This window comes from Shewanella sp. Pdp11 (genome assembly GCF_002838165.1).
GTDB lineage: Bacteria > Pseudomonadota > Gammaproteobacteria > Enterobacterales > Shewanellaceae > Shewanella > Shewanella hafniensis.
The window spans coordinates 2401037-2414440 of the sequence record NZ_CP015194.1; the positions used below are offsets into that span (position 1 = coordinate 2401037).

The 13404-nt window shown below is 47.1% G+C and carries 11 protein-coding genes; 8 read left to right on the top strand and 3 right to left on the bottom strand.

The features are described 5' to 3' along the window. Nucleotides 1-466 precede the first annotated feature (466 nt). Together AYJ58_RS10610 and AYJ58_RS10615 are read right to left on the bottom strand one after the other, a co-directional pair. Nucleotides 467-1561, bottom strand: coding sequence for an ISAs1 family transposase (locus AYJ58_RS10610; protein ID WP_106650096.1), 1095 nt, complete (start codon nt 1559-1561; stop codon nt 467-469). 491 nt (nt 1562-2052) lie between these two features. Next, nucleotides 2053-2448: a VOC family protein gene (locus AYJ58_RS10615; protein WP_106650097.1), complete on the bottom strand. Its 396-nt coding sequence runs from the start codon at nt 2446-2448 to the stop codon at nt 2053-2055. A gap of 187 nt (nt 2449-2635) precedes the next feature. Between AYJ58_RS10615 and AYJ58_RS10620 the strand changes: the two genes are divergently transcribed. The 3 genes from AYJ58_RS10620 (at nt 2636) to AYJ58_RS10630 (ending at nt 6101) form a co-directional block, all read left to right on the top strand. After that, nucleotides 2636-3217 (top strand): DUF502 domain-containing protein, encoded by a 582-nt coding sequence (locus AYJ58_RS10620; RefSeq protein WP_106650098.1) that lies wholly within the window; start codon nt 2636-2638, stop codon nt 3215-3217. 396 nt (nt 3218-3613) lie between these two features. Further along, nucleotides 3614-5590 carry a BCCT family transporter gene (locus AYJ58_RS10625; protein WP_106650099.1) on the top strand — a complete coding sequence of 659 codons (1977 nt, stop codon included), beginning with the start codon at nt 3614-3616 and terminating at the stop codon, nt 5588-5590. Nucleotides 5591-5738: 148 nt separating this feature from the next. Then, nucleotides 5739-6101: a YajD family HNH nuclease gene (locus AYJ58_RS10630; protein WP_028760525.1), complete on the top strand. Its 363-nt coding sequence runs from the start codon at nt 5739-5741 to the stop codon at nt 6099-6101. A 56-nt stretch (nt 6102-6157) separates the two neighbouring features. Here AYJ58_RS10630 and AYJ58_RS10635 read toward each other — a convergent pair whose 3' ends face one another. Then, nucleotides 6158-6391: a DUF1289 domain-containing protein gene (locus tag AYJ58_RS10635; protein ID WP_006085323.1), complete on the bottom strand. Its 234-nt coding sequence runs from the start codon at nt 6389-6391 to the stop codon at nt 6158-6160. Between the two features lie 178 nt (nt 6392-6569). Between AYJ58_RS10635 and AYJ58_RS10640 the strand changes: the two genes are divergently transcribed. From AYJ58_RS10640 to oleD, 5 genes are all read left to right on the top strand, one after another. Then, nucleotides 6570-7961 (top strand): methyltransferase, encoded by a 1392-nt coding sequence (locus AYJ58_RS10640; RefSeq protein ID WP_106650100.1) that lies wholly within the window; start codon nt 6570-6572, stop codon nt 7959-7961. Between the two features lie 253 nt (nt 7962-8214). Continuing rightward, complete coding sequence (locus AYJ58_RS10650) at nt 8215-9264, top strand: 3-oxoacyl-ACP synthase III (RefSeq protein WP_028760522.1); 1050 nt, start codon at nt 8215-8217, stop codon at nt 9262-9264. Between the two features lie 168 nt (nt 9265-9432). Continuing rightward, nucleotides 9433-10341 (top strand): alpha/beta fold hydrolase, encoded by a 909-nt coding sequence (locus AYJ58_RS10655; RefSeq protein WP_106650102.1) that lies wholly within the window; start codon nt 9433-9435, stop codon nt 10339-10341. Beyond that, the gene (gene oleC / locus AYJ58_RS10660) at nt 10341-12242 is read left to right on the top strand and encodes an olefin beta-lactone synthetase (RefSeq protein WP_106650103.1); all 1902 of its coding nucleotides are present in this window, start codon (nt 10341-10343) and stop codon (nt 12240-12242) included. Before AYJ58_RS10655 ends, oleC begins: the two co-directional genes overlap by 1 nt. 7 nt (nt 12243-12249) lie before the next feature. Further along, complete coding sequence (gene oleD, locus AYJ58_RS10665) at nt 12250-13395, top strand: 2-alkyl-3-oxoalkanoate reductase (protein WP_106650104.1); 1146 nt, start codon at nt 12250-12252, stop codon at nt 13393-13395. Nucleotides 13396-13404: the final 9 nt, after the last annotated feature.

A 13404-nucleotide genomic window follows, 5' to 3' on the forward strand; every position in this document is an offset into this window, starting at 1 on the left:
GATTAATATCAATCCTACATTTGCTATGTCGTTGATGTAAAGCGATAAGTTATTCGCAAAACCAAAAAAACCGAGGTAGCCAAAATAAAGTGCTCGCAAAATCGCCAGAGAAATTTATTTACTTCAATATCAATAGATTAAGTTTGATCGCATAATTGATATTTACTACCTTAGACTTACTTATCTAGTGGTTTGATATAAATTAAGCCAAAAAGTATTATAACTGTATATAAAACAAGCTCATTAGATTATGCAATCTAGGCAGTAATAAATAGTCTCTTTAGAAGAGCAATATCGATTAGCTTTTGTATGGAAAACGAAGGCAAGCATTGTTAAATAGAACTTTGATCCTAACCAACTTCGGGGCAGAAAGCTGTTTGGGCGGATTTGTGAATTAAGGACTTAGTTAAGATTGGCATTGTTGCACCAGTGACCTTCTAAAACAGGGCAAGAGCGTGAATGTTTTTTAAGCATTTATTATCTTGTCCAAATACGCTGAATTCATTGCGGCTAGGCGTCTATTGCGCCGTAGACTTAATTTGCTCGGTTCTTTTTTCAGTATATTGACGGTAGCCTGCCGCATTCTTGCTAGATTTTCTGCTCCATCGCCTCGAGATATCTGGCAAGCATCCTCATTCATTGTCACATCCAACACCCAATGAAGCTGATTTTCAACCGCCCAATGACCACGAGCTGCGCTGGCTAACTCTTCGGCCGATAATATCGCGGAACTGATGTAGTAACGTGTCTGCAGCTTTCCTTTACCTTTGTGTACTCGATAGCTAATGACTTTGCCAAACGTTTGTATTGTCGGCCATTTGGTATCAATCAGCTCCTTGGGTGCATCTATGGTTTGGTATTCCCGATATTCTTTTCGGCCACGTTGCGCCTCGATTTGAGTGACGTTTTCTGCTTCCTCAGACTGAGCGGCAAAGGCCTCTTTTACCCGCTGATGCAAAACACTTTGATTGCCTTTGACGGCTAACAGGAAGTCGGCACCTCTGTCTATGATGGTATACGCAATATCTGCTTGAGTACCCATAGCATCAATGGTGACCAGTGCGCCTTTAATATCCAATAAGGCTAATAACTCAGGAATAGCAGTGATTTCATTAGACTTCGCATCAGTTTTAAGTTGCCCCATCACCACACCATGGGTGACAGAGAAAGCATTCACCATATGAATAGCGGACTGACGCTCTTCTCTGTTATAAGAACCGCGTAAGGTTTTGCCATCAATGGCAATGACTTGGCCTTGAGTCAATTGTTGGGTTGCCTGCATCCATGAAATAAACGCTTGTTGCAACGCTTCTGGATCAACTTTGCTGATAATTCGTGCGATGGTGTCATGAACAGGAATACCGTTGCTGAAATCACCATACTTCTTCAGTAATTCCAAGTGACAATGACCAAAGTCTTCAATATCTTCCCAGCCCTCAGCGCCACCGATGACCGCCACCACGGTTAAGAACAACACATCGAACAAGGGATAAGTCACTTTGGCGGCCTGTCGGTGGTCTTCAATAAGTTCAAAGTGCTTGGTAAGGGAAAGAAGGCTCATGATAGGGTCTCAACAAAAGAGAGTATCAGATCACAACGCCGTTAAATTGAAAAGCCTTACCCATTTGAATGGCTAAAATTTGTTCGCGATCTCACCCTGCCTTCTAAAACATGGATGTTTTAGTAGAGCCCTCAGGGACGAGTTTATGGCGAGTCACTGGGGAAACAATGTCAATTTATGCTGCACAACTGACGATAAAGTTATCTTGCTTTGGGGCAGTAGCAGTTTAGCTGACCAGTACAAACAGCTAGAGGGGTCGTGAGGATTGGCATTGTTGTTACAGTGACCAACGACGACATTAATGTCGTCGTTGAGCCTATAGAGATACTTTCTTAAATTAAAGGGCGACGAGTCACTGGGGAAGTAATGACAATAAATGCCACTCAACTGTCGAGAGTCTTATCGCAAACAACAGTGAACCAGTATAACGTCAGCTGCAGTTCTGCTCGCCGCGTGCTAGCAGAACTACTGCTGATATTGCCCCAATTCGCTCACCCAGTGCAGGCGGGCAGATATTCTGATAGCTCAAGCAGGTTACAATCTGGGTCGCGGATATAGACAGAGTTTATCCGGCCTGTGGCGCCGGTTCGTAGCACTGGGCCTTCAATGATTTCAATCTGAAGAGCGTTTAAATGCGCGATCACTTCTTCTATGTTATGGCTGACTACAAAACACAGATCGGCACTGCCGGGCGTCGCTACCGCGGCCTTAGGTTCAAATTCGGCGCCCGCTTGGTGCAGATTAATCTTTTGGTCGCCAAAACTTAACGCAATACGCTGATTGCCAAATACCACTTTCTTCATCCCGAGCACGGTTTGATAAAATTCGACACTGACGGCGATGTCTTTTACGGTTAAGACCAAATGATCTAAGCGGGTTACGCGCATTTTACTTTCCTTAGAATGGCTCAGAGTGGGCTCTGATTTTGAACGCTATCTCTATACTTGAGACGAATATGAGTCAGATACCTTACATCATGTGCTGGTGCAAAAGTGACTCTGGGGTAGCATTTGTGGCGTTTTTTTGCGTAAATATTTTGTGCCTACTATATCCCTATGACCGAATGAGAGAGTGATGAAGAAAACCTTAGCCCGCGGCTTGATGAATCTATTACCTATGGCCTTGAGTTTGTGGCTGTTTTGGTCGCTGTTTGTATCGTTAGATGGTTTAGGAATTGTGATTTTAGAGTTGGTAGGGATTAACCAACACTTTGTTGGCGCTGGTTTTATGCTGGTGGTGGCATTAGTTTTTGCGGTGGGCCTGCTGTTTTCAGTCAGCCCGATTGTGTGGCTTTATGGTTGGCTTGAGCGCCAGTTGATGCGTTTCCCATTGTTTAAATCGGTTTATGGCAGTATCCGTGATATCGCCTCTTTGATGAATCGAGATGGCAAGCCGACCAGCCAAAAGACAGTGTTAGTGAAACAGGCGAATGGCAGTTTTGTGGTGGGATTTATCATGACAGATACGCCGCCGCAGCCTTTGTTAGATGCGTTGCCTGAGGGCGATTGGGTGCCAGTGTTGTTCCAATTGAGTTACCAAATGGCGGGCGTGACGAGCTTGATCAAACGGGACGATTTAGTCATGGTCGACTGGTCGTTTGAAGAGGCGATGCGCTTTAATTTAACCGCTGGCATTTCGCAAACACCATCTCAGTAACCGGATGTGGATTGAAGCGTTTTAGCGTTTAAAATTAAATTTGATGATTTTTGTGGTATAATTTTTTGGCGACCAATATGGTCGCCATTTTTTGTGCTGAATATTCTAATTATAAATTTGTTTTATGCTAAAGGTATGCTTTGACTGCCTTAGTGGTGTTCACGCTATTTATCCATCAATCATCGGCTGTCAAAGTCGTGTGTTGTTAATCCCGTTGTTCAGATCCTGTCACGTTTAGCCATAGCGAGTCGTTGCATTGATCTGTGGGATTGAGTCCATACTGGTCATAGATGAGCCCGCAGCATTAAACATATTTTGAGTATAAGTTTTGTTTTATCTCGCCGTTGGTGCGCTGAGATATTTGGAGAGTGAACCCGCTAGAAATAGGGAGAGTCAATGTCGATCAAGTCGAGTATTAATCCGCCGGTATTTTATTCGTCGGTTTTTTTCATCATCTTGATGGTGATGATTTGTGCAGTATGGCCCACCGAGGCTAACACCGTTTTTAGATCAATACAGTCATGGATAGAAGTGAAAGCCGGTTGGCTTTACATTCTGAGCGTGGCGTTTTTCTTGATTTTTATCATCTTTGTCATGGTCAGTCGCTTTGGCGATATCAAACTCGGGCCAGATCATTCTGTGCCGGATTATAGCTATAAAAGCTGGATTGCCATGTTGTTTTCGGCAGGTATGGGGATTGGCCTGATGTTTTTTGGGGTCGCCGAACCTGTCATGCACTATCTGGCGCCGCCTGATGCTACGCCTGAAAGTCTCGCCGCCGCCAAAGAGGCGATGAAGATTACTTTCTTCCATTGGGGACTGCATGCTTGGGCGATTTATGCCGTAGTGGCATTGAGTCTGGCCTACTTTTCCTATCGGCATAAGTTACCGCTATTGCCACGCAGTGCGCTTTATCCCTTAATCGGTGAGCGTATTTATGGCCCTATAGGTCATGCCGTCGATACCTTTGCCGTGCTCGGCACTATGTTTGGCGTGGCAACCTCACTGGGCTTTGGCGTGTTACAAGTTAACTCGGGTTTGAGTTATTTATTTGAAGGTTTACCCAATAATGCTGTCGTGCAGGTGTGCCTGATTATCGGTATTACCTTGCTCGCGACCCTGTCGGTGTTTTCTGGCCTCGACAAAGGTGTCAAACGCTTAAGTGAACTTAACCTTATACTGGCCATTTCATTGTTAATCATAGTGTTGATCCTTGGCCCGACGGTCATGTTATTACAGGCCTTTGTGCAGAATACCGGTGGTTATTTAAGTGATCTCGTGAGCAAAACCTTTAACTTGTACGCTTATCAGCATAAGGAAGATTGGCTTGGCGGCTGGACCTTGCTCTATTGGGGCTGGTGGATTTCCTGGTCACCTTTTGTCGGCACCTTTATCGCGCGAGTCAGTCGCGGCCGTACCATTCGTGAGTTTTTAATTGGTGTGCTATTTGTGCCATCGGCGCTGACCTTTTTGTGGATGACAGTGTTTGGTAACTCGGCGATTGATTCAATCATGAATCAAGGCGCGACCTATCTTGCTGAAGCGGTCAATACCGATGTGTCAGTGGCCTTATTTGTGTTTTTCGAGCACATGCCGTTCCCGACATTACTCTCAGGGATTGCGATTTGTTTAGTCGTGACCTTCTTTGTGACTTCGTCGGATTCGGGGTCCTTAGTGATCGATAATCTTACGTCAGGTGGCGATAATAATGCCCCTGTGTGGCAGCGCGTGTTTTGGGCACTGTTGCAAGGTGTTGTTGCCTCGGTTTTGTTGTTAGCCGGAGGGTTACAGGCGCTGCAAACGGCGGCTATCGCCAGTGCAATGCCGTTCCTCGTGGTGATGTTATTCATGTGTCTGGGATTATTTAAAGCCCTGAAAAATGACTGGCTTAAGATCAACAGTGTGCAGTTACACAATACCAGTGTGCAATACGCCAAAACGAATATGAGCTGGGAAGAGCGTATTGGCGTGCTGGTCTCGCATCCTACCCATGAAGAAGCGCAAGTGTTCTTGAATAATGTGGCAACGCCCGCTTTATCTAAGGTGTGTCAACACTTTATGACCAAAGGCATAGTGGCGGATCTTGAATACTTAGATGGCCGAGTACGCTTAGTGATCAGTAACGAGGTGAACCTGCCTTTTGTATATGGGGTACGAACCCGTTGTTTCGAAATCATCAACCCGATAGGGACTGAAATCGAACAAGGCAATACCTTGTATTACCGCGCCGAAGTGTATTTAGAGCAAGGTGGTCAGCATTACGATGTGATGGGGTATACCGAGGAGCAAATTCTCGCGGATGTAGTGACTCAGTATGAAAAATACTTGCACTATTTGCATCTCTCAAATGCCGAACAAGGCCATGTGACTTAAATTGAGATCAATGACCTAGGTCGGCTGAGCCATTTACGTCGATAAATCCCGCACCATTGGCCCGTAAAGTGCGGGATATATTGCCCCAAGTGATAACTCGGATTATCCTTGGGGCAATTTTTTTAGGGTTTGTTTTAGGGATTACATTATGTCGTCAGTACCAGGCCAGAGTAAGTTAGATAAAGTATTAGCCGATGCGCGGGAGTACAAAGCTAAGCGTGAGAGCGGTTACCGTGAGCAGGCGTTAAAACTTTATCCTTGGGTGTGTGGCCGTTGTACCCGCGAGTTTACCCCGAAAAACTTAAGTGAACTGACTGTGCATCATCGCGATCATAACCACGATAACAATCCATCAGACGGTTCAAACTGGGAGTTATTGTGCTTGTATTGCCACGATAACGAACATTCTCGTTTCGAAGAATTGATCCGTTACGGCAGCACCACAGAAACCAAGCAAGCGGCGGCGACCTACAATCCTTTTGCTGACTTGAAATCAATGCTGAAAAAATAGTCTTGTGGGCTATTAGCAGGATGACGTTGCGCAGAGGATGACGTTAGCGAGCGGGTTTAGTCCTTATCGGTTAAACGCGCCTCGGCAGCTAACCATTTATCACGGCTTAAAATATGCTGATTTTCACTGCCTTCAAATAAAGCTTTACGGGCGGGGAGTTGCTGACAAATGGCCGCCTGTTGCGCTTCGCTACTCGTGCGCCAACTGACGATTTCATCGATATGTCGAAAGCAGCCCATGCAGTAGTCTTCATCATTTAAACCGCAGCGTGCGACGCAAGGTGAAAGCATAGGTGTCCTCTGGAGCATTATGGCTAGTTAACCGAAGCTGGTTAACCGAGTCTTCTAAGCTAACGATATGGTTGAGTCTTTAAAGGCCGCGATACTAACATTTTTTCACATAAAGTCATCTTTAGGGCGCATTCCCTTGGCCTAAGGTGAGACAAGTATTTTTTACACTGGGCATGACGTGAACCAAGAACATCTGCAGCAACCATCCACTTATTCACAGCGATTTAGCCAGCTTAATCAGTTGCTTGAAAAGAGTGCTGCCCTGTGGCAAGTGCGTGCATTTGAGGCGAACGCTTTACCTTGGGCAGAGGCTTTTCCGCAATTGGCTGAAGCTGTGTGGGCACTGGCTGACGCTGAGCTGGATGGACTCGACGCCGAGCAATCTTTGCTGGTTAAGGCGCTGTCACCGGCATTAAGCCTAGATCTTAAGGCATTAGGCCAAGATTGGGACTTGTCATTGCTCACCGCATCCATTGCCGAAGGTACGGTTTTTAACGATAAGACGGTTACTGATAAGGCTGGCGTGGCTGAACCGTCGCTTGCGGATAACACCGCAGCGCAGCAAGGCTGCTTGTCCTTTGACGATGAAGCGCATTTCAGTGCGCACATCAAAGGCCGTAAATGGCAGCAAATTACCGCCTTTGTGCAGCATTTACCCCAGCTTAATTTACCTGTGTTGGAATGGTGTGCGGGTAAAGGGCATTTGGGCCGCTTAATTGCTAAAGCACGCGGTGCCGATGTGCTGAGCTTAGAGTGGCAAGCACAGCTGTGCGAAGCAGGGCAGACCTTTGCCGATAAGTGGCAGTTATCGCAGACCTTTATTTGCGCCGATGCCTTTGCTATTGGTGCAGAACATGCTGCGACAAACGCATCCATAACCACAGTTGAACATCCCTCAGCAGCCAATCCGTTAACAACTAATCCCTTAACTGCAAGGCAGCAAGCGGTTGCATTGCATGCCTGCGGTGATTTGCATGTTCGGCTGTTAACGCTGGCGGCCGAGGCGGGCACGCAGGCATTGGCGATTTCCCCCTGTTGTTATCATTTAATTCAAGCGAGCCATTATAAGCCATTATCCAATCTTGCTCAGCATAGCAGCCTAAAGCTTAGCCGCCATGATTTACAGTTACCGCTGCAGCAGAGCGTGATCGCCAATCCCAAACAACAGGCGCTGCGCCATCAAGAAATCGCGTGGCGCTTAGGCTTTGATGCACTGCAACGTCAATGTCGGCAAATCGACGCATATTTACCTTTACCTTCGTTAAAACAGAGCCAGTTGAGCGGCAGTTTTACGGATTTTTGCCTGTGGGCGGCGCAGACGAAGGCGGTTAATTTAGCGAAAAACAGGGATTTTGAGGCTTGGCTTGAGATAGGGCGACAAAGACAACAATTAACTCGCCGTATCGATTTAGTGGCGCATTTGTTCCGCACTGTACTCGAGCAGTGGCTCATCTTAGATCGCGCTTGTTTTTTGCAGGAACAAGGATATGGTGTTTGCGTGGGTGAATTTTGTGCAAACAGCGTCACACCTAGAAACACGCTGATTTTAGCGCAAAAAATGGCGGTATAATTTTGAGTGTCTGAAAATATGCTGTACTGTGATGTTTTTTATGAATTATTTCTATATTAGCGCATTTAAGTTTAGTGATAGTGAATTCAGGGCCGTCGTGTTTGGAAGCTGCGCTGTGAGACAAGTCTTACACTCAAGATGGTTTTTTATTGAATCATCGGGCTTTTCTTGTTCAAATGTCGCATTAATGACGAATAACAACTGAAAGCTGACCTCTTGGTCAGTCATTCTAGTGAGCGAATAAAACAGTTTCATGAAATATTCCCGCGTATTTATTAATAGCCTGGCCTATGAACTGGCGCCTGTTGTGGTTTCCAGTAGTGAGCTAGAGTCTCGTCTTGCTCCTTTGTATCAAAAGTTCCGTATTCCTATGGGACAGCTTGCCGCATTGACTGGGATTACCGAACGCCGCTGGTGGCCAAAAGGACATCAATTGTCCGACGGTGCGATTAAAGCTGCCCGTAAAGCCATGGTTGAAACTGGGATTGATGTCGCCGATTTAGGTGCTGTTGTCTATACCGGCGTGTGCCGCGATCAACACGAACCCGCGACCGCGTGTCGTATTGCTGCCGAATTGGGGGTGTCAAAAGACACTGCGATTTACGATATCAGCAATGCTTGCCTTGGGGTGTTATCGGGCATTTTAGATATCGCTAACCGTATTGAGTTGGGTCAAATCAAGGCGGGTATGGTGGTGTCCTGTGAGTCGGCGCGGGATATTGTCGATGTCACTATCGATAACATGCTGGCCGATCCGACCATGCAGAATTTTGCCCAGTCACTGGCGACCTTAACCGGTGGTTCTGGTGCCGTGGCGGTGATCCTTACCGATGGCAGCTTGCCGCTGACAAATGTGCGTCAGCATCAATTGCTGGGTGCATCGCACTTATCGGCGCCTGAGCATCATCAGTTGTGTCAATGGGGTCTGCAGGAAGTGGGGCATAACCTGTATCGCGAGTTTATGCGTACCGATGCCGTTACCTTGCTTAAAGAAGGCGTTGAATTGGCGAAGCACACTTGGGAGCATTTCCTTGAGCAGCGTAATTGGCTGGTTGAGCAAGTGGACAAAGTGATTTGCCATCAAGTAGGCGCTTCAAATCGTAAGCAAGTACTGAGTGCGCTCAATATTCCCCCCGAAAAAGAATTTCCAACGTATCAGCTACTGGGCAATATGGGCACAGTGTCGTTACCTGTGACCGCTGCGATGGCGCACGATCAAGGCTTTTTACAAGCGGGCGATCAAGTGAGCTTTTTAGGCATAGGCAGTGGATTGAATTGCATGATGTTAGGCATTAAGTGGTAGGGTGCATTGCACCTTTTCACGCCTTTGCTTGATGGCTGGCATACATTCGAGTCAACCCAGTAAGTCCATGATTCAGTTGATAGCTTAGTCTTTAGTTCAGTCGATAAGCTAAGCCAGCTGTACATAACCCGTTATTCGCTCTCATAAAGAATCAAGATAGGAAGCGTCATGTTAGACACTCTGTTGCCTTTTAAACGTCATTTTCTGAGCCGTAATGGCAACAAGCTACATTATATCAACGAGGGCCAAGGCGAGCCTGTGGTGATGGTTCACGGTAATCCTAGCTGGTCGTTTTACTACCGCAATCTTGTTAGCGCCTTAAAAGACACTCACCAATGCATAGTGCCGGATCATATCGGCTGTGGCCTGTCGGATAAGCCGGACGACAGTGGTTATGACTATACCCTTAAGAACCGTATCGATGATCTCGAAGCCCTGCTCGATAGCCTGAATGTGAAAGAAAACATTACCTTAGTCGTACACGACTGGGGCGGCATGATAGGTATGGGTTATGCGGCGCGTTATCCTGAGCGCATTAAACGCCTAGTGATATTGAACACAGGCGCTTTCCATCTGCCTGAGACTAAACCATTCCCTTGGCCGCTGTGGATCTGTCGTAATACCCTGTTAGGCACAGTGCTAGTACGTGGTTTTAATGCTTTTTCGTCTATTGCTTCCTATGTGGGTGTTAAGCGCCAGCCGATGTCGAAATACATTCGCGAAGCCTATGTCGCGCCCTTTAACTCTTGGGCTAATCGCATTTCGACGCTGCGTTTTGTGCAGGATATTCCGCTGCGTGAAGGCGATAGAAACTATCAGTTAGTCTCTGATATCGCTGCGAGTTTACCGCAGTTTGCCAAAGTGCCGACTTTGATTTGTTGGGGTCTCAAGGACTTTGTATTCGATAAGCACTTTTTAGCAAAATGGCGTCAGCACATGCCCCATGCGACCGTGCATGAGTTTGCCGATTGTGGTCACTACATTCTGGAAGATGCCAGTGATGAAGTGATTGCCCATATCAAAGGCTTTATGGCTGACGACCAAGCCGCGGCGCAGTCCGAACAGGCTGCAGGTTAATGTCGACCTTGCTTGAAACTGAAGTGACTCCTTTGCTGGCTGCTGTAGAGACGCCGTTGGAATCGTCACTTTTAACGGGCACTTCTATGTCAGTAATGGCCTGTGACGCCAATATTTGCCGTCATCTCAAGCAAGCCGCCCATGCCATTCCACACCATCTTGCGGTAGCAGTTCAAAGCGCTCAGGGCGCTTCTGTGGCGAATTTGCGTTACAGCGAGTTGGACTTCCTAAATTTAGACAGACAAAGCGATGCGATAGCCTTTGCGCTGAACGCCCATGGCATTGAGCACGGCATGAAGGCCGTGCTTATGGTCACGCCGAGTCTGGATTTTTTTGCACTTACTTTTGCGCTGTTTAAAGCGGGAATTATTCCTATCCTTGTTGACCCAGGTATGGGGATTAACAATCTTAAGCAATGTTTTGCCGAAGCCGCTCCCGATGCCTTTATCGGTATTCCCAAAGCCCATATTGCTAGACGTTTATTTGGTTGGGGTAAGGGTAGCATTAAGTCATTGCTCAATGTTGATGACGGCAAAACAGGCTTAGCGGCAAGATTGATGCGCATCGCTACTGGCGCGATCAGTTTATCGACTCTGCTGCAAAACGACTCTTCACGACAGTCATCTTCACTAAACGCCTCGGCTAAACATGCCTCAGCGCAACATGCTGAATATCCCATGGTGATGCTTAAATCTGATGAGATGGCGGCGATTTTATTCACCAGTGGCAGTACCGGCACGCCTAAAGGCGTTGTGTATAGCCATGGTATGTTTGAGGCGCAAATTCAAGCATTAAAAAACGATTATGGCATTTGCCATGGCGAGCGCGATCTCGCGACGTTTCCACTGTTTTCACTCTTTGGCCCCGCACTGGGTATGGCGTCTATTGTTCCTGAAATGGATGCCAGCAAGCCCATTACCGCCAATCCTGAGTTCCTGTTTGCCGCGATTGAGAAATATCAATGCAGCAATATTTTTGTGAATCCCGCCTTGCTCGAACGTTTAGGCCGCGCAGGTGAACAGAAACAACATAAACTGCCCAGCGTACAGCGGGTTATCTCCGCGGGCGCGCCAGCGACCATTGCTTCCATCGCTCGATTTAGCCAGATGCTGAGCCAAGGTGTGCCGATTTTAAATTCCTACGGCGCAACCGAATCTTTGCCCATTAGTATGATTGCCAGCGATGCGTTATTTGCCACCACAGATATCACAGATAACGGCGGTGGTATCTGTGTTGGTCGCGCTATTGAAGGCGTGACGATTCGCATCATAGGTATTAGTGAAGCCGTTATTCCCGAGTGGGATGAGTCCTTAGTGCTGAATAACGGTGAAATCGGCGAAATCGTGGTGCAGGGGCCTATGGTGAGTCAGTCCTATTATCTAAACAATAGCCAACATGATAGGCAAAACGATAGTCAGCACGATAGCCAAGGCAATCGCGCAACTGCGGCGGCCAAAATGTGGGACTCAGCTACCAATACCGTTAGGCACCGCATGGGCGATTTGGGCTATCTCGATGACCAAGGTCGGCTATGGATGTGCGGTCGCAAGGCCCACAGAGTCGACGCCACCCGTAATGGCATATTTGCTAAGCGTTACTATTCCATTCCCTGTGAACGCATTTTTAATACCCATCCCAATGTGAAGCGCTCTGCCTTAGTTGGAGTGAAAGTGGCGAACGAGATAGAGCCCTTGATCTGTATCGAACTCGACCAGTCATTGGTGTGCAATAAGAGTCAGCAGTTGTACCAAGATTTGATCGCCATCGCCGAGCAATTTATCCAGACTCAGGGCATAAGGCGGTTTCTTATCCATCCTGATTTCCCTGTGGATGTGCGGCATAATGCCAAGATTTTTAGAGAAAAATTAGCCGTTTGGGCACAATCACAAACGAAAGGTTGATACCTAAATGACGATAAACCCAATCAAGAGCACGACGCTTGCGCAATTTGATGCTGCTGAACAAACGGCACTCGCGCAGCTAGCCCTTAAAGTGCAACACGCCTTTGTCACGGGAGCTGGGGGATTTTTAGGTAAAGCGATTTGTTTGAGATTGTTAGCCGCGGGCATTAAGGTCACAGGTTTTGCCCGTGGGCACTATCCCGAACTTGAAGCGCTGGGCGTAGTCATGCTGCAAGGGGATTTAGTCAATAAAGACCAACTGCAACAGGCGATGCAAGGCTGCGATATCGTGTTCCATGTGGCGTCTAAAGCCGGCGTTTGGGGCGATAGAGACAGCTATTTTTGCCCAAATGTGAAGGGCGCAGCCAATGTGATTGTCGCTTGTAAGACATTAAAAATAGATAAGTTAGTTTATACCAGTACCCCGAGTGTGACCTTTGCTGGGCAGGATGAATCGGGTATTGATGAGTCTACTCCCTATGCCACAAGATTCCTTAATTATTATGCCCATTCTAAAGCCATCGCTGAAAAGATGATGCTTGATGCCAATCAAGTGGGTGACATGCCACTTGAAAATCCTAGTGTGACTCAAGTATCTAGCCAAGTGACGACTCAAGCCACTGCACCCTATGCGTTAAAAACCGTCGCACTCAGGCCGCATTTAATCTGGGGTCCTGGCGATCCCCATCTTGTACCTCGAGTACTGGCGCGCGGCCGTTTAGGTAAGCTTAAACTGGTTGGCCGCGAAGATAAGCTAGTCGATACCATCTACATAGACAACGCCGCCTATGCCCATGTGCTGGCCGCGCTAGAGCTGTGTCAAGCAAAGCCCAAGTGTCAGGGAAAAGCCTATTTTTTGAGTAACGATGAACCCATTACTATGGCAAAAATGCTCAATCTGATTTTGGCCTGCGATGCTTTACCGCCAGTCACTAAGCGCGTGCCGCAATCTGTGGCCTATGTGGCAGGCACAGTGCTGGAAACTGTGTATTTTCTACTAAAGAAGCAAGAAGAGCCCATGATGACGCGCTTCGTGGCAAGGCAGTTATCCTGCAGTCATTATTTTGATATTAGCGCCGCCAAGCGGGATTTAGGCTATCGCGCACTTGTCTCTATCAATGAAGGGATGGCAAGACTTAAAGCGTCACTCTAGTGTTATTAG

Coding starts and splice junctions, on each gene's coding strand:
- AYJ58_RS10635 (WP_006085323.1), bottom strand. CDS start 6,391: ATGCTTTCACCTTGCGTCGCACGCTGCGGTTTAAATGATGAAGACTAC.
- AYJ58_RS10615 (WP_106650097.1), bottom strand. CDS start 2,448: ATGCGCGTAACCCGCTTAGATCATTTGGTCTTAACCGTAAAAGACATC.
- AYJ58_RS10630 (WP_028760525.1), top strand. CDS start 5,739: ATGTCGTCAGTACCAGGCCAGAGTAAGTTAGATAAAGTATTAGCCGAT.
- oleC (WP_106650103.1), top strand. CDS start 10,341: ATGTCGACCTTGCTTGAAACTGAAGTGACTCCTTTGCTGGCTGCTGTA.
- AYJ58_RS10625 (WP_106650099.1), top strand. CDS start 3,614: ATGTCGATCAAGTCGAGTATTAATCCGCCGGTATTTTATTCGTCGGTT.
- AYJ58_RS10655 (WP_106650102.1), top strand. CDS start 9,433: ATGTTAGACACTCTGTTGCCTTTTAAACGTCATTTTCTGAGCCGTAAT.
- AYJ58_RS10650 (WP_028760522.1), top strand. CDS start 8,215: ATGAAATATTCCCGCGTATTTATTAATAGCCTGGCCTATGAACTGGCG.
- AYJ58_RS10620 (WP_106650098.1), top strand. CDS start 2,636: ATGAAGAAAACCTTAGCCCGCGGCTTGATGAATCTATTACCTATGGCC.
- oleD (WP_106650104.1), top strand. CDS start 12,250: ATGACGATAAACCCAATCAAGAGCACGACGCTTGCGCAATTTGATGCT.
- AYJ58_RS10610 (WP_106650096.1), bottom strand. CDS start 1,561: ATGAGCCTTCTTTCCCTTACCAAGCACTTTGAACTTATTGAAGACCAC.